Origin of the sequence: [Scytonema hofmanni] UTEX 2349 (assembly GCF_000582685.1) — a bacterium.
In the GTDB taxonomy this organism is placed as follows: domain Bacteria; phylum Cyanobacteriota; class Cyanobacteriia; order Cyanobacteriales; family Nostocaceae; genus Hassallia; species Hassallia hofmanni.
Genome location: NZ_KK073768.1, coordinates 318,993 through 341,501, shown reverse-complemented (window position 1 = coordinate 341,501; position 22,509 = coordinate 318,993). Strand labels below are relative to the sequence as shown.

The following is a 22,509-nucleotide window of genomic DNA, read 5'->3' as shown; positions in this document are numbered from 1 at the left end:
ATTCAAAATATATCAATTTCTGAAAGGATTTCCTATGGGGATATCGGTTGAGAATGTTTCCAAACACTACGGTTCTTTCCATGCTGTGGATTCTGTGAGCTTAGAATTTAAAACTGGCTCTTTGGTTGCGCTTTTGGGTCCGTCTGGTTCAGGAAAATCAACATTAATGCGGATGATTGCTGGACTAGAGACGCCTAGTTCTGGTGAAGTGTGGATAGTTGGTGAAAATGCCACTCACAAGCGGGTGCAAGAGCGTAACATTGGCTTTGTATTTCAGCATTATGCCTTATTTAAGCACTTAACGGTGCGGCAGAACATCGCTTTTGCCCTAGAACTCCGCAAAGCTCCCAAAAACCGAATTAAGCAGCGAGTAGAGGAACTTTTAGATTTGGTGCAGTTGAGTGGATTAGGCGATCGCTATCCTTCACAACTATCTGGGGGACAACGGCAAAGAGTAGCTTTAGCGCGTGCTTTAGCAGTTCAGCCGCAAATCTTGCTGCTAGATGAACCTTTTGGCGCTTTAGATGCAAAAGTACGCAAAGATTTAAGAATGTGGTTGCGGCGTCTGCATGAAGATGTGCATGTAACCACAGTCTTTGTTACCCACGACCAAGAAGAAGCAATGGAAGTTGCTGATGAAATTGTCGTGATGAATAAAGGTCGAGTCGAGCAAGTTGGTACACCAGCCGAGATTTACGACCAGCCAGCAACACCATTTGTGATGAGCTTTATTGGTCCAGTGAATATCCTATCTGCTAACTCTGGTATTCAAACAGACAATCATTCGTTCACTGCGAGCGATCGCGTATTCTTACGTCCTCATGACATTCTCATTCAACCGCAGAAAGTCCAAGATGCAACACCAGCCAAAGTTGACAACATAATTCACTTAGGTTGGGAAATTCGCATCGAGTTAATTCTAGAGTCTGGGGAAAGGATAAATGCTCACCTCAGCCGAGATCAGTTCAATCAACTTCCACTGAAAGAAAATCAGCGAGTCTACATTAAACCCAAGCAAGCAAGAGTTTTTCCGGCTTATGCATAGAATTGGGCATAGGGCATAGGGCAATGGGCATTGGGCAACGGGAATTAAAGACGCTCGATTTTTGATACGCGTTCTATATCTAATAGCATTCTTTCCATACCCCATGCCCTATGCCCATTACCCCATTGCCCCATTGCCCCATGCCCCATGCCCCATGCCCCATGCCCCATTCCTAAATTCCCGCACCATCGAGAAAGTCTTCGATTACCGAATCTGTATTGCACTTACTGTTATCAGTTTGTCCGTTATCTACTTCGATGACGGACATATGTAATTCAGTTTCCATCTCGATAACTTGTTTCTCTAGCTTTTTGACTCGTTCAAATAAAGCGCGTATTACCTCAGCTTCGACATCCCGGACTTTATTATGAGCCAAAGGATTAACACTTGTGTTGTCTTGACGAGTTACACGTCCGGGAATTCCCACTACAGTCGTGTTACTGGGCACATCTCGCAGTACGACCGAACCTGCGCCGATGCGGACATTATCACCGATTTGAATGTTGCCTAATACCTTTGCGCCTGCGCCGACAACCACATTATTTCCCAAAGTGGGATGGCGCTTGCCGCTTTCTTTCCCGGTACCGCCAAGGGTGGCACCTTGATAAATTAGGGCATTATCGCCGATAATGGCTGTCTCACCAACGACTACTCCCATACCGTGGTCTATAAAAACACCCTTGCCAATGGTTGCTCCTGGGTGAATTTCAATTCCGGTAAAAAACCTACTGAGATGGGAAATAAATCGAGGTATAAAGGGCATCCCTGTTTTATACAGCCGATGCGCGAGGCGATGAAGCACTATGGCTTGAAGTCCGGGATAGCAAAACAACACTTCCAGCCAGTTACGGGCAGCTGGATCGCGGTCATAAATCGTTCGCAAATCAGTTAGTAGCATAAGAAGTTTGGATCTTTGTTACGAAGGTATGTAACATGAAATACCTAAATAATTAATTCCCCAGATAGGAATTATATTGGATAATCTACGGTAGTCCGATAGATTTCAAGTATATAATTTCATGATAATTGGGATGCTATCACATTCGTCAGTTGAAGAAAAATTAAGCTCGCCGCTATATATCTCAAATCTATCGAGAAACCGTAATATATTGAGTAAAAACTTGAATAGTCCAAATTACGCTCTGTTGGATCTGTCTTCTAAAGTCGAATATGCTCTGTTAGCACTTTTAGAACTGGCGAGTCATCATGACAAAAAAGTTCCTCTGACGATGAGCGAGATTGTTGCCAAGCAACCGATTCCAGAACGCTATCTCGAACAAATTCTTACTAGTCTGCGACGTGCGGGTGTGATTAAGAGTCAACGCGGTTCTAGGGGAGGCTTTCTTTTAGTTCGTGAACCTTGGCAAATTACCTTGCTGGAAATTGTGACTTTGGTGGAAGGCGATCGCAAACCGAAAGAAAGTTCTGAACCCCCCACTCTAGAAAAAAATCTGGTGCAAGACATTTGGCTACAAGCTAACAATGCTGCGGTTGAAGTTTTGAAAAGCTATACACTCCAAGACATGTGTCAAGAACGAGATCAAAGGATACAGCAGAATCCGATGTATTACATTTAGCGATCGCAGCTTTATATGCAGCAATCCTGTGGCGAAGCGTTTAGAAAATAGCGCAGAGTCCAAGTTATTATGATATAGCCTAGCGCTTTAACTAATCTGTAAATTTATTTACAGCAAATTTCCCGTTTAGGAGATACATGCATAAAACCCAAAACCTTGTAGAGACGTAGCAGTGCTACGTCTTTGCGTGTATCTACATCGTAATTGAGGTAAATTAATTACATATATAAAACCCAAAACCCTGTAGAGACGTAGCACTGCTACGTCTTTGCGTGTATTCGATTAGAGTGCAAATGGAGATTTAATTTTTTCCTCATATCATGTCCGGTAGCTTACCCATAATTCATCAAGAACCCCACCCGCCTGTGGCACCCTCCCCGCAGGCTCTTAGGGTTGGGGAGGGGTTCTTTTATTATGGCTGTTTGACCGGACATGATATCATACCTTGTTAACAGAATCCCCGTTTTTTTTCACCAAAACAGTCAAGCACATACAACTAAGAATTAATTTAGTTAGACTTAAAGCTTCACTTTTCAAAACAATAAAAGCACCTAATCCCATCAGTACAAAAGGCACAATATAATTGCCATAACGAGTTATCAAGTGAGCTATTGTACTCTGATAAGTTAATTTTTCGGCTAAATAACACCAAACACCTAAAAAGACAAAAAATAAAATAATATTTATTAATAAAGTGACAAAACTGCTGCTAGCAAACAACGGCATATAAACACTGATATTGTCACTACCATTAGCAATAGTCACAGCCGCTACACTATAAGTCTGGGGAGCAAGAAAACTAGTAATATTTAAATCATCAAATTCTTCTATTTCCCCCTTTTCTTCCGTCGATGCATCTTCAGAATTAACCAAACTACTAATACCTATTGCCATTGGCATCAAGCCTAGCAATCCAATCCAGTGTGGCGATAAAATCAACCCCCCAAAGAAACCAGGAAGACTAAAAATTACCAGCACCGTAAAACCTAAATACTGACCAATAACAATATGACGACGACGAAAAGTAGCATTCACCTGCGAAAAAAACAATAACAAAATCACAATATCATCAATATTAGTAGCAGTAAACGCCGTTACCCCAGTACCAATTGCAGCAACTAACTCATTCATTCTTCTCTTACTCTTTCTTGGTGTCCTTGGTGCCTTCTCTTCGAGACGCTTCTCTGCGAGAGGCTCCGCCAACGCGAAGGCGGTTCGTTTAATCTAGTATATAAATAACATTTTCCGACAATCCAGCATGAATCAGCTTAGGACAGCTTTTATAGAAGGGATAATCGCCTTCTTTGCCACTAATATCGATGACATGGTAATCCTGCTGCTATTTTTTTCACAGATAAATGCTGACTTTCGTCGCCGACATATCTTTTTTGGTCAATACCTTGGTTTTGTTGCCATCATCATCGCTAGCTTACCAGGATTTTTCGGTGGTTTGGTAGTGCGGCGAGAATTAATTGGATTACTCGGCATACTACCAATAGTAATTGGTCTTAAGCAACTGCTGAATCAGCAAGAAGAAACTACAGAAATTCAGACAGTAACCAGTGATTTCAAGCAGTCTTCATACAGAAACCCCATAATATCTTTTATATTGAGTCTTTTGCATCCTAATACATATAAAGTAGCGGCAGTAACCATTGCCAATGGTGGTGATAATATCAGTATTTATATTCCCTTATTCGCTGGTCATAATTTTGCCAGTCTGGGAGTGATTTTGAGTGTATTTTTTGTCATGGTAGGGGTTTGGGGCTTGATTGCTTACCTATTAACACTTCATCCTACCATTGCTGATATTTTAACTCGCTACGGTAACTTTCTTGTCCCCTATATCTTAATTTGTTTGGGACTTTTTATCATGTATGAAAGAGGTACATTCAATCTATTACCGTGGGTGAAAGCCTAACATTTTGGGTTGTTGGTTGTTGGTTGTTGGTTGTTGGTTGTTGGTTGTTGGTTGTAAAAAAGTACTCATAACAACTACCCACCATCCACCATCCACCATCCACTATCCACCATCCACTATCAACTATCCAATATCCATTACCCTTGATAAACTAACTTCCAACTAACCATCATCAATATTGTGTAAATGATAAACCGAAGTGGGCGTTGAGGCGCGATTTGACAGATTTTAGCGCCTAGTAATACTCCTGGAACTGAGCCTATCCAAATCGGTACTACCAGACTCCAATTAACTGTTCCCAAAGTGAGGTGTCCGAGGGAGGTAAAAAACAATAAAATCGCGGCTTGTGAAATGTCTGTACCCACCAATTTACGAGCATCAAGGCGAAAAAAGCCAATCAATACCAGTGCAAACATTGAACCGGAAGAAACACTAGTTAAACCGACCAAACAGCCTAAAACTGCTCCTATTGTCATCGTCAGAAAACGACCTAAGTTAGTTTTTAAGTCAAACTTTGGCAGTTCGGGTAGCGTAAACTTGGGGAAAAAAGTCAAAAGTAGCAATTGTACGAGTGCTAAGACGGTGACTAACAGAATCATCACCCCAAGCAAGCGCAGTAAAATATAATCCAGGCTAGATCCACCATTACGCCTAATTAAGTGCAAAATCCCCACCCCAAACAGCGATCCTGGGACACTTCCAAATGCCAGCCATTGGACAACTTGCATGTCAAGGGTTTTCTGTTGATAGTGCTTGATACTGCCAACCATCTTCATTAGTGTCGCAGCCACGACATCAGAACTAACAGCCACCGAAGGCGGAACTTGGAATACAAAAATCAACATTGGGGTGATGAGAGATGCTCCGCCAATTCCTGTTAAACCAACGATGATGCCAACAAAGAAGCTTAACAGTGGTAGTAATAAATAGTTCATACTCCTATCCAATATCCAAAATGGGGGTTTTCAACTGTGGTAATATAAACACCACAAATTTTTGTGTTTCTAATTGGATGAGAAACACAAAGGTTATTTAGCGAAGGCTTTGGGGATTTAAGATCCTGACCAAAAAAGCCGTTGGAGTGAGTTTTTTAGCGCGATCGCCGAAGGCGGGGCTTCGCCCATCGCATTTTTCCCTTGTTGAGCAGGTTTTAACTGCCAATGGGATGCTTCTCCTGCTGACTTTTCTAGCATTTTACAAGTAAAACACTAAAATCCTACTGACTTACCGTATTTTAATCATAATCATAAGCAAACGTCTAGTCCCCAGTGTTGTAGATTACCCAACTACATGGATGAAACATGCTGTGAAACTAGATACTAGGTTAAGCCTAGTAACAAAAAATACTAAATTCTTTATTGGTAATGGAGTGTTACGTTATATATAAATTTTGAAGATAGTTTTAAAATAAATGTAATCAAATGCCATGCAAAAAACCCAACTTTTTCTGCATGATGAGTTGAAACGCATCTAAGAATTGTTTACCTCAGTCCAAGGACATATTTAAGATGGAAAAATTAGAAGACGTCAAAAGCGATCGCCAACAACAAAAATCGCCTTTGAGCTTTATCAAAAAACTGTTGATTGCTCGTTGGCGTTCTTTGCTAATTTTATTTATCGGGATTTATTTACCTTTGCAAATCTTTGGGTTACTTGCCTTACAAGTATGGCAACATGAAGGTGGGTTTCCGTGGGATGTGCCGATATTGATGGCAATTCACAAAACAGCACAGCCCCAGTTAGATATTTTTGCACTGTCACTAACTAAGTTTGGGTCGTTTTGGACTGCAATACCGATTTTTAGTGCGATCGCACTGGTGTTATTGTTATTGAAGCGTTGGCGATCGCTAGCTTATGTACTCACCACCGTATTAGGAAGCGCGTTCATCAACCGCACAGTTAAGGAATTCATGCATAGAGTCCGTCCTGACTTGTGGCAGTCAAGCGTTCATGAACTCAGTTATGCTTTTCCTAGTGGTCATGCGATGACGAGTATGACACTAATAGCAGTTTTGGTAGTTTTGGCTTGGAATAGCCAGTTGCGCTGGTTAGTTTTGATTTTCGGTAGTTTATTCGTTGTTGCGATCGGCTGGACGCGACTTTACCTTGGCGTTCACTTTCCTAGTGATATTCTTGCAGGATGGATGGTTGCATTAGCCTGGGCAATTGGGGTAAATCTGATTATCAAACCACATTTGACTAAAGCAACCGATGTGAACAAACCAACAGTACAGGAAACATCATTACTTCCGGAAGAAACACAGTTATAGCGATTTCGATAGTTGTAGGACTTACGCAAGATGACCAAAAAACGAACCGCAGAGGACGCAGAGAACACAGAGGAATAAGAGTTTGAGAGAGTTTTTGCGTAAGTCCTGAGTTTTTGGTTGTTGGGCATGGAGCAATGGGCACGCTCGCAGTGAGAATTAAAGAAGTTCAATAAAGCAAGTGCTTCAAGAAGGCAGAAGGCATTCGTGCTGAGGGCAGAAGGAACCAATTGGGAGGGGATTGTGACCCCTCCCAATTGGAGGCTCCCAATATCGTTGCATTTGGGAGGGGCTTCAGACCCTTACTCCTTTCAGTCGTGGGCAGAGGACACTTATACATTCCTTCTGCCTCCTGCCTTCTGCCCTCTGCCTTTCCCGGTGAATAAATACAATTCTTTCCATGCCCTATGCCCCATGCCCACTAACCACTAACCACTATCCCTTATTAGTAGGTGCATTGGTGATTCGTGTATCTACGATCGCTTGCGACACATTCGGGATAAACCAGTTTACTTCACCTGGTTTCAATACTTGAGTACCAGCTTGATTGAATTCAATTGCCCCGGTATCTACATTTGTCTTCAATACTAAGTTAGTTCCATTGGGAACTTTGACGACAACACCACCAATCAAGTCTTGATTTTGTCCACCAGGAATGAGGGCAACAGCTTTGATATCGCTGGGGAGAAAAACTCCTTTGCAATCCCATTTATCTTTTGTTGTCTTACCATCAGCTAAAAAATACAGTGAAGCTCCGGAGGAGTATTCATCTTCGTCCAGATTTGGTTCTGGTCCATAAATAGCTAAAGTTTTTCCTGTCTCATTACGACATTGCCCCCAGTTAATGCCTGACTCAAAGGCATATTTTTGAAATTCTAACTCATTGATTTTCTGATCAATTTCCTCAGTTGTGAAACCTTCTACAGCCGCATGTGCTTCTTTAAGAGTCTGCAACTGACTAATCTCTTTAGTTAGTGCGATGTAGTCAGGATTTTTGGTAAATTTTGGCGCATCTGCTAATGATGGTGGAGCAAACATTAGATTTACTAAAACTAGCACCACAATCAAAATGTATTTGAAATTTTTCATGATTCTTTGCCCCTAATTCTATAAATTACAGCTTTTAAATGTCCTACATAATTCTCGACATCATGGAGGCTATCAAAACCGAATTTTTGTCAAGAATGCTTTTTTGCTACTTAACAATTCATGTTTCACCTTACCATTTGAGCTTTATTTTTGCAAGTTTCGCACAAACAAAATCAAAATTTTCCTTTTATACTGTTCTATTAATGTTATTCTTATTAGCTCAAATAGCTTCTATATAATCAATCCAGGCGATGGCATGAGTTTGCACTACCTAAATCATATTTTTACAAAAGTAGTATTTGCTACTGCTTTCAAGAATAAATAACTATTGAAACTTGACTCAATTTAATAGTCAGTATTCCGATGTAACTTGGGGGGATTAACTATTATTTAATAGTCAGTATTCCGATGTAACTTGGGTAGATTAACTATATATTTGGAAAAAACTAAATTTTTTTTACCAATACTTGATTATAAAAAACATATCATGTAGGATGAATCTGTCTTGATAAATAGAAATAATGAGAAAAATGATTCTTTAGATAGATTTATAATAAATCCAAGTAAAAGTCAGAAATTGAATAGAAGAAAGTTTCTGCCTTGGATCTATCTATGAATTGCATGTAACACAATCAATACATGCGTCATTTTTCACTACATTTTTTGTAAAAGGAAAATCAAATTGCATCTACCTAGTACACACGGCTTTAAGCCGAATGACCAATATTTACCAGAAGTTCTAGTTGAACCTTTCCCTGTTATTACAATTACGAAAAACAAGAGCATCAAATATCGGCTTAATCGTTGGCTATATTTGTCAAAGGGATCTGGCTAAGTTTTCTGATTGGTTTAATTGGGCTAGTTTTTGTCAGTATGAACATCAACCAATTTGCCAGTCGCACCGCTTCTGATTGATCCTCACATTGAGAAGCAGAGAAAATTAGGAAAAACAGCATTTAATCATTGTAAGTAACCATCATGAGTTGGCTAATTAGTACATTATTTATTGGGATTTCTGCGGCTTTTGCAACAACTTTTGATGACAATTTATACTTGACTGCCTTTTTCGGAAAAGTCAATCGCACCTTTCGTCCCAAGCATATTGTTCTCGGTGAATTTCTTGGATTCACTGCATTAGTTTTTGCGAGTCTCCCTGGTTTCTTTGGGGGTTTAATTGTTCCAGATGCCTGGATTGGATTGCTAGGTTTGCTTCCCATCGCGATTGGGATCAGTAATTTAATGAGTCGAGAAGAAGAGGGATCGGTGCAAACTGTGTCAGTTTTAAATTCTTCTGATAAACTTCAGCACCGTAATCAATCACTATGGGCAACTATACGCGATCGCCAAACCTACCGCGTTTCCGCTGTCACCATTGCAAATGGAGCAAACAACATTGGAATCTACGTACCGTTGTTTGCTAGTAGCAATCTCCATAGTTTGGGGATCATTGTGTGTGTTTGCTATTTGACTATTGGACTGTGGTGCTTCCTCTCTTACCACATGACTCGTAATCCGCTCATGACTCCCCTTCTAGCTCGCTATGGTCGGAAAATTTTTCCGTTTGTATTAATCTACTTGGGACTTTCCATCCTAATTAAAAGTGGAACGTACCAACTTTTGCCTGGTTTTGGAATGTAAAATTTTCAACTTTTAGGGAAGTCCTTTACACACCAATTCAAAATTCACGCATTCAAAATAGTTCTTGACTTTTGACTTCCCACATCCACGCATCCATCTTGAAATGTTCTGAGCGCTCTTAAAGCCGACGTTGAGACTTTCCTAGGACTTACGCATGGACTACGTATTTCCGTCCCAATCGACGCTTCGGTTGCAATCTCAAAGTCTTGTTTTTTCAAAGGCTGAGTGCGTAAGTCCTATTTCCGTAAAATTCACGCATCAAAAATTAATATGAACGAGTTAGTTACTGCACTCTTCACAGGGGTAACAGCCTTCAGTGCTACCAACATTGATGATATGCTTCTCCTAACGCTGTTTTTTTCACAAGTGAATGCTACATTCCGTCGCTGGCATATCGTTGCAGGTCAATATATAGGCTTTGCAACACTAATAATGCTTAGTATTCCCGGTTTCTTTGGCGGTTTAATCATACCGCGTCCTTTGATTGGACTATTTGGCTTACTGCCGATATTAATCGGTATCAAATGCTTGCTTAATTTTGAAGCAGCGGAGGAAGAGGAGGGAGAAACAGCGCATAACAACTCGTTTCTTGGCAAGTTAATCAATCTGCAAGTTTACAGTGTGGCAGGGATCACGGTTGCTAATGGTACTGACAACATTAGTATCTATCTGCCTTTGTTTGCTAGCAGTAGCTGGGAAAGTCTGCTGGTAATTCTAGGCGTATTTTTTCTGTTGGTAGGAGTGTTGTGTTATGCCGCACATAAGTTAACCCACAACAAAGCGATCGCAGATGTTCTAACTCGCTACGGCAATAAGTTTATGCCTTTTGTCCTAATCGGATTAGGTGCTTTTATTATGGTAGATAGTGGTACGTTGACTCTACTAAACTTATTTAATAGCGAAATCTCGCTTTCTTTGTGACCATTGCCCACAAAAATCATCGGCTGGTGCAGAAAGTGACAAACAATCATTTTTTGTGTCCAATAATACTTTGTCTTCACCCCCTGCCATTTAAATTTAAATAAAGCATAAAAAACTATTTCGGTCTTGTTATATACATTTTAAAACAGAGGAAAATAAAATTTGAATATCCTAGAATTTTCTTTACTAGTTTGGATAGGGTCATTTAGCGCTGGTTTTCTGGGTGCGCTGACTGGGTTAGGGGGTGGAGTAGTAATTGTTCCTTTATTAACTTCAATGTTTGGCGTTGATATCCGCTATGCCGTTGGTGCTTCACTGGTGTCTGTAATTGCGACTTCTTCCGGTGCTGCATGTACTTATATAAAAAAAGGCTACACTAATTTGCGCTTGGGTATGTTTCTGGAGGTAGCAACAACAATTGGTGCGATAGTTGGGGCTTTAATTGCTAGTTTTATTTCTGTCAAAGCGCTGACCATTGTGCTGGCGATCGTTTTAATTTATTCAGCATACCTTTCACAACAACCTAGACCAGAAAATCTCGAAACTGAGTCAACTGACTTTCTGGCAAACCATCTGAATCTCAATGGTACTTACCCAACTCCTGATGGATTGATGTCTTATCAAGTTCAATCTGTGCCAGCGGGGTTTAGCATCATGTTAGTAGCTGGAGTGCTTTCTGGTTTACTTGGCATTGGTTCGGGAGGATTCAAAGTATTAGCGATGGATCAAGCTATGCGTCTACCCTTCAAAGTTTCCACCACTACCAGCAATTTCATGATTGGTGTGACAGCAGCTGCATCAGCAGGGGTTTACTTAGCACGGGGTTACATCGATCCAGGATTGTCAATGCCAGTGATGTTGGGGGTACTACCTGGTGCTTTTTTAGGTGCAAAAGTTCTAATAGGTGCTAAAACGCAGATTTTGCGAATTATCTTCAGCCTTGTGCTGGTGGTAATGGCTTTGAAGATGGTCTACAACAGTCTATTAGGGGGGCTGTAAAATGTATAAATTTAATTCGTCGGGCTGGGAATGGAAATCATCGGTGCAGTCAAAGGTTGAAGTAGTTGCACTACCTTTGCATTCAGAACCAGATTCTGATATTCAAGAGTTAACAGAACGCGCTAACAAAATAACTCGTGATATTGATAGTAATAGCATCACGAAAACATCAAGTGAGCAGCAACTAGAAAATCTACTTAGCAATCTTCTCAAATATGGTGTTCTCATTGCTAGCGCTGTAGTTTTACTAGGCGGTATTCTATATTTAATTCGCCACGGTGCTGAACCTGCTGGATATCAGTTTTTTAGCGGAACCCCACCTGAATTTTGCTCTCCTAGAGGTGTGGTAGAAGCTGCTTTTTCAGGTAGCAGTCGTGGGATTATTCAACTTGGACTGCTGCTATTAATTGCGATTCCCATAGTTCGTGTGATAGTTTCCCTTTTTGCTTTTGTTCGCCGACGTGATTTGATTTACATTATTGTGAATTTGTTCGTCTTAGCGGCTCTAACTTACAGCCTCATAGGTGCTTATTACTAATACTATAGGAATCATATTTGATTTTTGAAAAAATCTAAGTATTTGTAGGGTGTGTTAGGCGTAAGCCGTAACGCACCAAAGCCTTAAGAATGGTGCGTTACGCTGTCGCTAACGCACCCTACGTATCTTTTCTAGTCCTATAGTTATATAAGTCTTCAGTTAAGGGGTGCGTTGTGTTTTGCTAACGCACCCCAATTAATATATTATTAAACTTTCACATTGGGTTGGTTATGACCCAAGTAAAAGTTGGTTAATGGAGCTTATATTTTGTTGAAGCTGCTGTGCTAAATAATTTTTGACTAAATCAACAGTTTCCAGGGGAAATACTCCGATAAAAACAGCACACATTAAGCTGAACACACCAATAATTAAAGCTAAAAATCGACCAAAACAGCCAGGATTAATTTCAGCAAAAAACAATTTTGATTGTCCAATAACAGAAATTGTCAGGAAAACTATTCCCAATATCAAAAAGAAAGTAGTTAAAGGGGAATTAGTCATATTATTAAGTTCATTCATCATTTTTATTATAGCTATTACCTCCGAGGGGAAAAGGTGAAAGGTAAAGAGATTTTTAATATGGGGAAAGGTAGAAAATTGATTTTAAATGTTTCGATGTGGAAATATTTCGGGTAAGCAGACCTGGTGGCGATCGCACATAGTGAGAAGGCATTTAATTTTATTCAATTTGAGCAGATTATTGTTGTAAATTTGGCAAATAGCGCAATCTCGATATTTAGATTTTGTCAATTTGCAAATTTTGATAATTTTTGCGGTAATAAGTTTGATATTCTTCTGATAGAAGTGGTTCCCACCAATCGCGGTGAGTGAGATACCATTCAACGGTCAGACGTAAACCTTGTTCTACTGTTACTGATGGTGTCCACCCTAATTCAGTTTGCAGTTTATTACTATTAATTGCATATCTTCGGTCATGTCCCAATCTATCTTTAACAAAAGTAATTAACTTTTGGGAAGGATGCATCGGCAAATTAGGTGCTAATTCATCCATTAATTGACATAGCATCTGCACAAGGTTGATATTTTCGACTTCGTTATTGCCACCGATATTATAAGTTTCTCCTGGTGTGCCGCGCTGAATCACTACTTCTATTGCACTACAATGGTCGTTGACATAAAGCCAATCTCGCACGTTTTTACCATCACCGTAAACTGGTAAAGCTTTACCCATCAGAATGTTGATGCACATGAGAGGAATTAACTTTTCTGGAAACTGATAGGAACCGTAATTATTGGAACAATTGGTAATGATTGTTGGAAGTCCGTAAGTATGGTAATATGCTCGAACTAAGTGATCGCTGCCAGCTTTAGAAGCTGAATAGGGACTATTGGGAGCATAAGGTGTAGTTTCGCAAAAAGCTGGGTCATTTGGTGCTAAACTTCCATAAACCTCATCTGTGGAAACGTGTAAGAAACGATAGGTAGAAGGCTTTTCGTTTGTTTGCCAATGTTGACGAAAGGCTTCTAGTAAAGTGAAAGTTCCCACTACATTAGTTTGCACAAAGGCACCGGGACCGAGAATTGAGCGGTCAACGTGAGACTCGGCGGCAAAATGGGCTATTATGTCGATATTTTCGGTTTGGAGTAATTTGTCAACTAGAGTGCGATCGCATATATCCCCTTCCACAAAGCGAAAGTTCTCTTTGTCCTCCAATGAAGTTAAATTACCACGATTTCCTGCGTAAGTTAGTGCATCTAGCACCACCACTCGATCATCTGGATAATTTTTACACCAGTGATGGACAAAATTCGAGCCAATAAATCCAGCACCACCTGTCACCAATAACTTACGACTCATCAAACCTCCTGTATTTAACTTTTGCAAAGTATTCACAGAGTGTAGGGTATGGCTGAGTGAACGAATCGCACCCCACGTTTAAAAACGATTTACTTGAAGTATTGACGCTGTATTTCTTGCGCTGGGCATCTCGAAATACATCTTTTTTTTTACTGGGCTTCTCTACGAGACGCTCCGCGAACAGATCCAGAACGCGCATTTTTTTATTTCTATACCCTACACCCCACACCCCATACCCTACACCCTTTTCTTTGTGATTACTGGCGTTGCATCAAAGTCCAAATAATTATACTCTGTCTTCAGACAGACACACCTTCGGCTGAAACACAGCGACCATAAAAACAGAAGTTTTTACAGCATAACTATGACTTCAACGCTATCTGCGCCTAATTCTATCGAATCGTTGCTGGGTAAAGAAGCAGAAAACCTGCTGACATTTAAGGCAAAGGTTTCGTCAGATTTATTGCATTTACCAGGACCGGACTTTGTAGATCGAGTTTGGATAAATAGCGATCGCAATCCCCAAGTTTTGCGTAATCTGCAACTATTATATTCTACAGGTCGTTTAGGAAATACCGGTTATCTGTCTATTTTACCAGTAGACCAAGGTATCGAACACTCTGCCGGCGCATCTTTTGCGCCTAATCCGATTTACTTCGATTCGGAAAATATTATCAAGCTAGCTTTAGCTGCTGAATGCAATGCCGTAGCTACCACTTTAGGAGTATTGGGCAGCATTTCTCGCAAATACGCTCACAAAATTCCTTTTATCGTCAAACTCAACCACAACGAATTGCTAACTTTCCCCAATCAATTCGATCAAGTTATGTTTGGTGATGTCGAACAAGCTTGGAATTTGGGCGCCGCTGCGGTAGGTGCGACAATTTATTTTGGTTCAGAACATTCTACCAGACAAATTCAAGAAGTCAGCCACGCATTTAAACACGCTCACGAGTTGGGGATGGTAACAATTCTTTGGTGTTATCTGCGTAATAACGCTTTTAAACAAGACAAAGATTATCATCTTGCGGCTGACTTGACAGGACAAGCGAATCATTTGGGTGTCACCATTGAAGCTGACATCATCAAACAAAAGTTACCTGAAGTTAACGATGGTTACGGTGCTGTTGCTAAAGCCACAGGTGAAAGTTACGGTAAAACCAATGAAAAGGTTTACACCGACTTGACAACCGACCACCCTATAGATTTGACTCGTTACCAGGTATTAAATTGCTACTGCGGACGTGCTGGACTGATTAATTCTGGTGGTGCGTCTGGTAAAAGCGATTTTGCTGAGGCGATTCGCACGGCTGTAATTAATAAACGTGCCGGTGGTACGGGTTTAATTTCTGGACGCAAGACATTCCAACGTCCTTTTGAGGAAGGGGTGAAGTTGTTTCACGCGATTCAGGATGTTTATTTGTCGAAAGATGTAACAATAGCGTAGAAGGGCAAAAGGGAAAGAATAAAAAACTTTCCCTTTTCTCTGCTTGGGATAACCTGATTAAAAACAACAACTAATATCATGTCCGGGCAATCTACTCATAATTGATGAAGAACCCCTCCCCAACCCTCCCCGCTTGCGGGGAGGGTGCCACAGGCGGGTGGGGTTCTTTTACAGATGCAATAACTTCTTCAAAACCCAAATGCGATTCCCATTGAGTCTACAATATAAAAAAGCAAATTATCTGTAATCTCTATGGAAAAGCTCAATATTAAAGAAGAAGCTCGAAAGCTAATTGATAAATTACCTGCTAACTCAACATGGGATGACCTCATGTATGAGATTTATGTTAGGCAAGTTGTTGAAGCTGGACTTGCTGACAGTCAAGCTGGTAAAGTAATTTCTGCACAGGAAGTTAGGGCAAAATTTGGACTACCAGAGTGAAAGTTTTTTGGACAGAAACAGCCGTTGAAAACCTATCTGCAATTTATACTTACATTGCCCAGAATTCACCTCGGTACGCAACCAGGATTATTGACCGTATAACCAAACGTTCGCAGCAGGTTGCGAATTTCCCTCTATCTGGTCGAATTGTACCAGAGTTTGAAACAGAGCAAATTCGGGAAGTCATTGAAGGTTCATATCGAATTATCTATTACATCAAACCCGAACAAATTGATGTACTTGCTGTTATACATGGTTCACAGGAAATTACACCAAGTATAGAATGAATAGCGATCGCACTCCACAAAAACTTAAACGCGTAGACGCAACGCGGCTTGTCGTTAGACATCGCACTCAACTTGTAATCAATCACGGGCGATCGCATCTATAATTTACTTGTAGCCTTTCCTAATCATCAAATTCCTCGCGCCGTGGAAACCCCTGCATTTATGCATGGGGGTAAGGTGCAGGCGATTTCAATCGCAGTCCCCCTTGCGGGGCTGGATAAGTAGAGGAGTAGTACTTATCCACTTCCCTATATGCCGGGAATCGCCTTGCTACTCCAGTAATGTGAGCTTCGACAATGTTAGAGGTCGGTAACTATCCAAACGACACTGGTTTAACCCCGTTAAGCCTGTTTAATCGTTCAGTTCTAGAGCAAGGAACTAGCTACGCATTCCTTGGTAGGTCTTTAACTCTTGCCTCTAACGTAGTTCAGTTAAGAACTTAGTCTGGTCAGATTAGGGCTTTTTGAAGCCCCCGGCTTTAGCCGTGGGGTTTCTGACACAAGCTATATCAGAGCAAGCTCACTTGCTTTCTTCAGACTCAGCAAACTGGGCGTTTATTGCTCAAATACTCTTTAAACCATTTAAGATAATACCATCTTTAGCTCGCATATAAAGCACTGGTGTGGCAAAGTCAGGCTTATCGAGTCCGATTTCCATAGAAATAGCATTGCGGGTTGTCTGGATGGCTGCGTCTACAGGGTAGCCGAGTGCAAGGGTGCGGTAAAATTTGTCCGCAAAAAGCTTGGCAGTGCGGTCAAAGATAGGATATTGCATCGCTACTACTGCGGGTATTCCCCGACGCACGAGGTTTGGTGCTATACCTGCAAATACTTGCTGGTCAGACATTCCCGTACCTTCACAGGAATTTAGGACAGCTAATCCCACCTTCTGGTTGCCTAAAAAGAAGTTGGCGAAATTTTCATCATCTAAGAGTTTGGCTTTGCCATTGTTATCTACTAGGGCAATAAAGCCTTTATTGTTTTCAAAGATACCATGACCGATGAAGTGAAAGACATTGTAAGCCTTTTCGCACAGCTTTTGGTCGATGTTGCGGATGGTGGCTGCTTCTAGCACATCTAACTCAATTAGTCCAGCGTCTATGTGTTTTTCCAGTGCTTCCCGGATTAGCTTTGCTTCGGTGTCAACGTCCAAGGGACGCATGTCAGTGGGACTGGAGATGACTAGCAAGATTTTCAGCGGGAGGGTAGCGGTTTGGAGGTCGCGCTTTTGGAGGGGAACGTCAATATAACGAGAGAGCGCGGTTTGGGTGTTGTTTGCTAAAAAGGTGTTGGTTGCCTCATCGTAGAGGAATTCCCACGGGAGCGCGGCTAGTTCTGGGGAGTCAAACACCAAGCGCAAGCGTACAGCGTAACCATTTGCTTGTGCGCCTGCTATTGTAGCACGCAATTGACCGTGAATTTTGGGGGGGAAAAGTGCTTGGTAGAGTTCGTTACCTAGTCCTTTGAGTAAATCGGCATCTTTAACTTGATGTTCAATCAGTTTCAATGTCTGCTTAATTCTGTTCATCTCCAACCGCAATTCACCCGACTCGTCACCTTGTTCTGAGGAAGCGCGAATTTTGTTGTCTTTGTTAACTAATATTTGAAAATCGTGGTAATTCATGGTAGTTTGATTTTTAAGTGAATTATCTTTCGCCTTAGACAGTTCGTCTTGTAGGGGTGAAGTTGGGGAATTAAGTTTTTGTTCTGCTTCCACGGGTTGCAGATTGACATCATCAATTAGCCTGCGGACATCGACGCTTTCATAGCTCTCCTCGCACTCAATCTGATATCGACCAGCTTTCAAGCGCTTATACAAATTATCCAGAGGGTAGGAATAAGGTGTGAGACTGCCTTCACAATCTTTGCAGTTACAGGGAACTAGAGTGTTATACTGCAAACGCTCAAAAGAGTTGTGGATTTTGTCGAGTTCGTGAGTGACGACTGCGAGCAATTCTTTCTTGCGATTTCCGGCTACACGGATTTTAATTTCTTTTTGATTGTAGTCTTCAATGACTTCGACGCGAGTTTGGTCTTTGTTAAGGACAACACCGCTTTTCCAAACGAGGTTTTGCTGTTCAATCCAAGGATGTGTCTCAACAATGAAGCGGGTGAGCATACCCTTGGGCATAAAATCGTATTTGTAGCGCAAAATTAAATTATGGGATTTCTCCCAGATGTAGTCGGGTTGGTTGATATCGAGTAGTTGCGGTGCAATATAGTTGCCGGCACTATAAGGAATTGGGTAGCAAAGTTTAAACCGGATCATTAGTTGCAGCAGTTCATCTTGCATATCAGCATATTCGCTGTCCTGCCAGATATCAGAAAGATTCTCTTTGGTAAAACGTCCCAGATTTTGCCTGACGGTTTTATTGTCTAATACTTTGTAGACAGCAGTGGTTCCCCATTCCGGTTTCAGGATGATGTAATGTTTAAGTGTAGGATCGTCTTGGAAGTGAAGACAAACACCGAGGTCGTGGAGATAGCGACTTAGCCGTAGCATATCTTTACGGTCTGTTAAATGATTGACTCGGCAAAGTTGGCAGTATTCTTCTACATTAATATAGTTGCGGGAGTCGTTTTCTAAGGCAGAACGGACTCTAACCCAGACTTTGGGCAAAGGTATATTGATGTGGGGAAGGTTGCTGATGTAAAGTTGAATGGCATCTTTTATCTCTGATAAACCACGATTGGTGTCTAAGTTAGTTGCCAGAACTTCTTTTAAATTAGTAAATTCTCCTCGCAAGGATCGCTCGCTTATTTCACACTCACGGTCTTGTTTTTCGTTTTTGATGATGAGAACTGGACTCTTGTCACTCAACAGTTCCACAACTTTCAACCACCAATAAAAGTCAGTGTTTTCTTTGCGGTTATCTGCCACTAAAGCATAAAGGGAACGTTCTGTCAGAAAAAACTGGTGGGTTTGGTGGTAGATTTCCTGTCCCCCAAAATCCCAAATATTGACGCGAAAGTCTTTTCCGTTGGGGAGTGTGAAGTCCCAGCGGATGACCTCAATGCCTTCGGTTGATTTCTCATCCGACTGGAGTTTGTAGCTTTCGTTTTCAATTTTCTTTGCCAAAGAAGTTTTACCGGCTCCTCCTTCACCAATAATTAAGAATTTTGCTTCGTAGATAAGTTCAGTTTCGTTGGGATCTTGCACTCGGAAATAGAAATCGAGAATTTCGCTTACATCCCCAGGATTTTTAGACAAATCCTTTGCTCCCAAAATCTCAGGTGGAATGGGGATTGGGTTTCTACGCAAATCCAGATATTCGAGTTTTTGGAGTTGTCCAAATTCCTCTGGCAGACTGCTCAGTTGATTGTCGCTGAGGTCGAGCGATTGTAAATTGGTGAGTTGTCCAAATTCCTCTGGCAGACTGCTCAGTTGATTGTCGCTGAGGTCGAGCGATTGTAAATTGGTGAGTTGTCCAAATTCCTGTGGCAGACTGCTCAGTTGATTGTCGCTGAGGTTGAGCGATTGTAAATTGGTGAGTTGGACAATTTCCTGTGGCAGACTGCTCAGTTGATTGTCGCTGAGGTTGAGCGATTGTAAATTGGTGAGTTGTCCAATTTCCGGTGGCAGATTGCTCAGTTTATTTCTGCTGAGGTTGAGCGATTGTAAATTGGTGAGTTGGACAATTTCCTGTGGCAGACTGCTCAGTTTATTTCTGTTGAGGTTGAGCGATTGTAAATTGGTGAGTTGTCCAATTTCCGGTGGCAGATTGCTCAGTTGATTGTCGCTGAGGTTGAGCGATTGTAAATTGGTGAGTTGGACAATTTCCGGTGGCAGATTGCTCAGTTTATTTCTGTTGAGGTTGAGCGTTTGTAAGTTGGTGAGTTGGACAATTTCCGGTGGCAGACTGCTCAGTTCATTGTAGCGGAGGTCGAGCGTTTGTAAGTTGGTGAGTTGGACAATTTCCGGTGGCAGACTGCTCAGTTCATTGTAGCGGAGGTCGAGCGTTTGTAAGTTGGTGAGTTGGACAATTTCCTGTGGCAGACTGCTCAGTTGATTTCTGGTGAAGTCGAGCGTTTGTAAGTTGGTGAGTTGGACAATTTCCTGTGGCAGACTGCTCAGTTGATTAAAGCTGAGGTCGAGCGATTGTAAGTTGGTGAGTTGGACAATTTCCTGTGGCAGACTGCTCAGTTGATTTCTGGTGAAGTCGAGCGATTGTAAGTTGGTGAGTTGGACAATTTCCTGTGGCAGACTGCTCAGTTGATTAAAGCTGAGGTTGAGCGATTGTAAGTTGGTGAGTTGGACAAATTCCTGTGGCAGACTGCTCAGTTCATTGTAGTAGAGGTTGAGCGATTGTAAGTTGGTGAGTTGTCCAAATTCCTGTGGCAGACTGCTCAGTTGATTAAAGCTGAGGTCGAGCGATTGTAAATTGGTGAGTTGTCCAAATTCCTGTGGCAGACTGCTCAGTTGATTGCTGCTGAGGTCGAGCGATTGTAAATTGGTGAGTTGTCCAAATTCCTGTGGCAGACTGCTCAGTTGATTGCTGCTGAGGTCGAGCGATTGTAAATTGGTGAGTTGTCCAAATTCCTGTGGCAGACTGCTCAGTTGATTGCTGCTGAGGTCGAGCGATTGTAAATTGGTGAGTTGTCCAAATTCCTGTGGCAGACTGGTTAAGTTATTATCAATAACCTGAAGTACTTCCAGATGATTAAGTAATCCAATTTCCGCAGGTAAAACGCTCAGGTTGTTCCCGATAGTACCGACGATATCACCGTCTTGATCATATTTGTATTTGCCGAGAATCAGCTTTTTGAGTTGAGTCAGCTTACCAATAGATGCCGGTAAAGCTGTCAAGTCTTTGCCAGAGAGGTCTAATTCGGTTGCCCCTTCTGTGGCAGCTTGTTCAATTAGCTGTAGCAGTTCTTTCTCGGTCATGAGTAGTTAGGAGGAGGGGAGGAGGGGGGGAGTGGGGGAGTGGGGGAGGGTGCGTTATCACTGATATCTTACAGCATTCTCGATTAGCACCATCGCTCGCCCTGAAATAAATTTCGGGCTAATAGCTAAAGTCCATTGAAATGGACTAAAATCGTTGTTCAGTCTTCTTTAGAAGACTTTAGCTATTAGCCTCAGAATTCATTCTGAGGCGGTTGTTGGGATTGGTATAATATCTCTCTGAGCTATAACAAAGTTTAACATATCATTTATGGTTTGAGGTGCTGTGCTTTTGGCGGGAATACACAAGGGTGGTTTTATATTTGATTTAATTTATCTACTTTGTACAGCTTTGCATAAATTCGTAGCGTTTTTCAACGCAGAGGAGCGCAAAGGTAAGCGCAGAGTAACGCAGAGTAATAAAAGAAGCCCCGACGATTAAAATCGCGGCTACACAAACAAAGTCCGCCTGCGCGGACTAATATGAAAATGGGGTTTCATATTTAATCTGGCGAGTAATAAAAGAAGCCCCGATGATTAAAATCGCGACTACACAAACAAAGTCCGCCTGCGCGGACTAATATGAGAATAGGGTTTCATATTTAATCTGGCGAGAGTCTTTAAAGGAGATTGGAGAGTCTTTGATACTCGTTGATGAGTCTTTGAAGGAGATTGGAGAGTCTTTGATACTCGTTGATGAGTCTTTGAAAGAGATTGGAGAGTCTTTGATACTCGTTGATGAGTCTTTGAACTAGATTGGAGAGTCTTTGATACTCGTCGATGAGTCTTTGAACTAGATTGGAGAGTCTTTGATACTCGTTGATGAGTCTTTGAAGGAGATTGGAGAGTCTTTTATACTCGTCGATGAGTCTTTGAAGGAGATTGGAGAGTCTTTTATACTCGTCGATGAGTCTTTGAAGGAGATTGGAGAGTCTTTTATAGCGGTTATCAGTTGGGTGCAATACATCAAAGAATTAAGGAAACGCAGATGTACGCAGATGGACGCAGATAAATCTGTACTTGATTCAAACGAGAAGCGCTATATACTCGTCGATGAGTCTTTGAACTACGTTCCCCTCCTTCCCCTTACTTTTGATATAGATATGTAACATTACCACAGGAAGACGATCGCATGACAAGAATTTCTTAACATTCAAGCGTTTGGACTAAAAATGAGAGGGAAATTCGCCAATGTTATCATTCAACAAAATATTTAATCAATTGCGTCGTACAATAGCGATCGCATTTTTAGCTGGTTTAGTCTTCTTAACTAGTTTACCCGCTTCTGCTCAAGCAGAAAGCGCTAATGATTATATCGAGAGCGGTAAGCGTGCAGCAGAAGTCATTCCCAAGGATTTGGGAACTGGAATTAGACAAAAAGATCCCGTGGAAATGCTGAAGCGTTTTGGCTCAGAACTAACCAACAACCCCCTAAAACGCTCTTTAGGTGCAGAAGATTACGAACGTAGCGAAATTGAGCAACAACTCGCTCGCAATAAAGCGCAACGTGGAGATTATTAGGAAAGGGTAGGAATTAATCCTGCTTCAAGGCTATAGTGTACACACAAATCGGAAAAACCTCACCCTTGCTTTTAGCTACGCTAAAATCTTTCCCTCTCCTTGGTAAGGAGAGGGA

The 22,509-nt window shown here is 41.5% G+C and carries 20 protein-coding genes; 12 read left to right on the top strand and 8 right to left on the bottom strand.

The window, feature by feature from the left end; translation table 11 throughout:
• Window positions 1-34: 34 nt before the first annotated feature.
• On the top strand, window positions 35-1,045 hold the full coding sequence (locus TOL9009_RS0106605; protein WP_029632000.1) for a sulfate/molybdate ABC transporter ATP-binding protein: 1,011 nt from the start codon (window positions 35-37) through the stop codon (window positions 1,043-1,045).
• A 172-nt stretch (window positions 1,046-1,217) separates the two neighbouring features.
• On the opposite strand, the gene cysE is transcribed toward TOL9009_RS0106605, so the two are convergent.
• Window positions 1,218-1,943, bottom strand: coding sequence for a serine O-acetyltransferase (gene cysE, locus TOL9009_RS0106595; protein ID WP_029631999.1), 726 nt, complete (start codon window positions 1,941-1,943; stop codon window positions 1,218-1,220).
• Between the two features lie 223 nt (window positions 1,944-2,166).
• Between cysE and TOL9009_RS0106590 the strand changes: the two genes are divergently transcribed.
• Complete coding sequence (locus TOL9009_RS0106590; RefSeq protein WP_242055066.1) at window positions 2,167-2,622, top strand: RrF2 family transcriptional regulator; 456 nt, start codon at window positions 2,167-2,169, stop codon at window positions 2,620-2,622.
• A gap of 438 nt (window positions 2,623-3,060) precedes the next feature.
• Here TOL9009_RS0106590 and TOL9009_RS0106585 read toward each other — a convergent pair whose 3' ends face one another.
• Window positions 3,061-3,753, bottom strand: a complete 693-nt coding sequence (locus TOL9009_RS0106585; RefSeq protein ID WP_029631997.1) for a cadmium resistance transporter — start codon at window positions 3,751-3,753, stop codon at window positions 3,061-3,063.
• A 127-nt stretch (window positions 3,754-3,880) separates the two neighbouring features.
• On the opposite strand from TOL9009_RS0106585, the gene TOL9009_RS0106580 reads away from it, so the two are divergent.
• Window positions 3,881-4,543: a cadmium resistance transporter gene (locus TOL9009_RS0106580; protein ID WP_029631995.1), complete on the top strand. Its 663-nt coding sequence runs from the start codon at window positions 3,881-3,883 to the stop codon at window positions 4,541-4,543.
• A 137-nt stretch (window positions 4,544-4,680) separates the two neighbouring features.
• On the opposite strand, the gene TOL9009_RS0106575 is transcribed toward TOL9009_RS0106580, so the two are convergent.
• Window positions 4,681-5,478 (bottom strand): sulfite exporter TauE/SafE family protein, encoded by a 798-nt coding sequence (locus TOL9009_RS0106575; RefSeq protein ID WP_029631993.1) that lies wholly within the window; start codon window positions 5,476-5,478, stop codon window positions 4,681-4,683.
• Between the two features lie 117 nt (window positions 5,479-5,595).
• Window positions 5,596-5,736 carry a hypothetical protein gene (locus tag TOL9009_RS46960; protein ID WP_186227497.1) on the bottom strand — a complete coding sequence of 47 codons (141 nt, stop codon included), beginning with the start codon at window positions 5,734-5,736 and terminating at the stop codon, window positions 5,596-5,598.
• Between the two features lie 315 nt (window positions 5,737-6,051).
• On the opposite strand from TOL9009_RS46960, the gene TOL9009_RS0106565 reads away from it, so the two are divergent.
• Window positions 6,052-6,813: a phosphatase PAP2 family protein gene (locus TOL9009_RS0106565; RefSeq protein WP_029631991.1), complete on the top strand. Its 762-nt coding sequence runs from the start codon at window positions 6,052-6,054 to the stop codon at window positions 6,811-6,813.
• A 432-nt stretch (window positions 6,814-7,245) separates the two neighbouring features.
• Here TOL9009_RS0106565 and TOL9009_RS0106560 read toward each other — a convergent pair whose 3' ends face one another.
• A complete protein-coding gene (locus TOL9009_RS0106560; RefSeq protein WP_029631989.1) occupies window positions 7,246-7,899 on the bottom strand; it encodes a hypothetical protein in 654 nt (217 codons plus the stop codon).
• A 978-nt stretch (window positions 7,900-8,877) separates the two neighbouring features.
• On the opposite strand from TOL9009_RS0106560, the gene TOL9009_RS0106555 reads away from it, so the two are divergent.
• From TOL9009_RS0106555 to TOL9009_RS0106540, 4 genes are all read left to right on the top strand, one after another.
• Window positions 8,878-9,537, top strand: a complete 660-nt coding sequence (locus TOL9009_RS0106555; protein WP_029631988.1) for a cadmium resistance transporter — start codon at window positions 8,878-8,880, stop codon at window positions 9,535-9,537.
• A 270-nt stretch (window positions 9,538-9,807) separates the two neighbouring features.
• Window positions 9,808-10,458 carry a cadmium resistance transporter gene (locus TOL9009_RS0106550; protein ID WP_029631987.1) on the top strand — a complete coding sequence of 217 codons (651 nt, stop codon included), beginning with the start codon at window positions 9,808-9,810 and terminating at the stop codon, window positions 10,456-10,458.
• A 162-nt stretch (window positions 10,459-10,620) separates the two neighbouring features.
• Window positions 10,621-11,457 carry a sulfite exporter TauE/SafE family protein gene (locus tag TOL9009_RS0106545; RefSeq protein WP_029631986.1) on the top strand — a complete coding sequence of 279 codons (837 nt, stop codon included), beginning with the start codon at window positions 10,621-10,623 and terminating at the stop codon, window positions 11,455-11,457.
• Between the two features lies 1 nt (window position 11,458).
• Window positions 11,459-11,995, top strand: a complete 537-nt coding sequence (locus TOL9009_RS0106540) for a DUF1634 domain-containing protein (protein WP_029631985.1) — start codon at window positions 11,459-11,461, stop codon at window positions 11,993-11,995.
• Window positions 11,996-12,223: 228 nt separating this feature from the next.
• Here TOL9009_RS0106540 and TOL9009_RS0106535 read toward each other — a convergent pair whose 3' ends face one another.
• Together TOL9009_RS0106535 and rfbB are read right to left on the bottom strand one after the other, a co-directional pair.
• Window positions 12,224-12,496 carry a hypothetical protein gene (locus TOL9009_RS0106535; RefSeq protein WP_242055068.1) on the bottom strand — a complete coding sequence of 91 codons (273 nt, stop codon included), beginning with the start codon at window positions 12,494-12,496 and terminating at the stop codon, window positions 12,224-12,226.
• A gap of 235 nt (window positions 12,497-12,731) precedes the next feature.
• The gene (rfbB, locus tag TOL9009_RS0106530) at window positions 12,732-13,814 is read right to left on the bottom strand and encodes a dTDP-glucose 4,6-dehydratase (RefSeq protein ID WP_029631983.1); all 1,083 of its coding nucleotides are present in this window, start codon (window positions 13,812-13,814) and stop codon (window positions 12,732-12,734) included.
• 364 nt (window positions 13,815-14,178) lie between these two features.
• On the opposite strand from rfbB, the gene TOL9009_RS0106520 reads away from it, so the two are divergent.
• The 3 genes from TOL9009_RS0106520 (at window position 14,179) to TOL9009_RS0106510 (ending at window position 15,989) form a co-directional block, all read left to right on the top strand.
• Entirely contained in the window at window positions 14,179-15,261 is a 1,083-nt protein-coding gene (locus tag TOL9009_RS0106520; protein WP_029631980.1) for a class I fructose-bisphosphate aldolase, read from the top strand.
• Window positions 15,262-15,513: 252 nt separating this feature from the next.
• On the top strand, window positions 15,514-15,702 hold the full coding sequence (locus tag TOL9009_RS0106515; RefSeq protein ID WP_029631978.1) for a hypothetical protein: 189 nt from the start codon (window positions 15,514-15,516) through the stop codon (window positions 15,700-15,702).
• Window positions 15,699-15,989 (top strand): type II toxin-antitoxin system RelE/ParE family toxin, encoded by a 291-nt coding sequence (locus TOL9009_RS0106510; protein ID WP_029631976.1) that lies wholly within the window; start codon window positions 15,699-15,701, stop codon window positions 15,987-15,989. The genes TOL9009_RS0106515 and TOL9009_RS0106510 overlap by 4 nt, the downstream gene beginning before the upstream one ends.
• Window positions 15,990-16,550: 561 nt before the next feature.
• On the opposite strand, the gene TOL9009_RS38395 is transcribed toward TOL9009_RS0106510, so the two are convergent.
• Complete coding sequence (locus TOL9009_RS38395) at window positions 16,551-20,876, bottom strand: leucine-rich repeat domain-containing protein (protein WP_084763145.1); 4,326 nt, start codon at window positions 20,874-20,876, stop codon at window positions 16,551-16,553.
• Window positions 20,877-22,064: 1,188 nt separating this feature from the next.
• On the opposite strand from TOL9009_RS38395, the gene TOL9009_RS0106495 reads away from it, so the two are divergent.
• A complete protein-coding gene (locus tag TOL9009_RS0106495) occupies window positions 22,065-22,394 on the top strand; it encodes a hypothetical protein (protein WP_029631973.1) in 330 nt (109 codons plus the stop codon).
• The last annotated feature ends 115 nt before the right edge of the window (window positions 22,395-22,509 follow it).

Excerpts from the sequence above, each read along its gene's own strand:
- TOL9009_RS0106605 (WP_029632000.1), top strand. The coding sequence starts at position 35 with ATGGGGATATCGGTTGAGAATGTTTCCAAACACTACGGTTCTTTCCAT.
- cysE (WP_029631999.1), bottom strand. The coding sequence starts at position 1,943 with ATGCTACTAACTGATTTGCGAACGATTTATGACCGCGATCCAGCTGCC.
- TOL9009_RS0106585 (WP_029631997.1), bottom strand. The coding sequence starts at position 3,753 with ATGAATGAGTTAGTTGCTGCAATTGGTACTGGGGTAACGGCGTTTACT.
- TOL9009_RS0106580 (WP_029631995.1), top strand. The coding sequence starts at position 3,881 with ATGAATCAGCTTAGGACAGCTTTTATAGAAGGGATAATCGCCTTCTTT.
- TOL9009_RS0106575 (WP_029631993.1), bottom strand. The coding sequence starts at position 5,478 with ATGAACTATTTATTACTACCACTGTTAAGCTTCTTTGTTGGCATCATC.
- TOL9009_RS46960 (WP_186227497.1), bottom strand. The coding sequence starts at position 5,736 with ATGCTAGAAAAGTCAGCAGGAGAAGCATCCCATTGGCAGTTAAAACCT.
- TOL9009_RS0106565 (WP_029631991.1), top strand. The coding sequence starts at position 6,052 with ATGGAAAAATTAGAAGACGTCAAAAGCGATCGCCAACAACAAAAATCG.
- TOL9009_RS0106560 (WP_029631989.1), bottom strand. The coding sequence starts at position 7,899 with ATGAAAAATTTCAAATACATTTTGATTGTGGTGCTAGTTTTAGTAAAT.
- TOL9009_RS0106555 (WP_029631988.1), top strand. The coding sequence starts at position 8,878 with ATGAGTTGGCTAATTAGTACATTATTTATTGGGATTTCTGCGGCTTTT.
- TOL9009_RS0106550 (WP_029631987.1), top strand. The coding sequence starts at position 9,808 with ATGAACGAGTTAGTTACTGCACTCTTCACAGGGGTAACAGCCTTCAGT.
- TOL9009_RS0106540 (WP_029631985.1), top strand. The coding sequence starts at position 11,459 with ATGTATAAATTTAATTCGTCGGGCTGGGAATGGAAATCATCGGTGCAG.
- TOL9009_RS0106535 (WP_242055068.1), bottom strand. The coding sequence starts at position 12,496 with ATGACTAATTCCCCTTTAACTACTTTCTTTTTGATATTGGGAATAGTT.
- rfbB (WP_029631983.1), bottom strand. The coding sequence starts at position 13,814 with ATGAGTCGTAAGTTATTGGTGACAGGTGGTGCTGGATTTATTGGCTCG.
- TOL9009_RS0106520 (WP_029631980.1), top strand. The coding sequence starts at position 14,179 with ATGACTTCAACGCTATCTGCGCCTAATTCTATCGAATCGTTGCTGGGT.
- TOL9009_RS0106515 (WP_029631978.1), top strand. The coding sequence starts at position 15,514 with ATGGAAAAGCTCAATATTAAAGAAGAAGCTCGAAAGCTAATTGATAAA.
- TOL9009_RS38395 (WP_084763145.1), bottom strand. The coding sequence starts at position 20,876 with ATGACCGAGAAAGAACTGCTACAGCTAATTGAACAAGCTGCCACAGAA.
- TOL9009_RS0106495 (WP_029631973.1), top strand. The coding sequence starts at position 22,065 with ATGTTATCATTCAACAAAATATTTAATCAATTGCGTCGTACAATAGCG.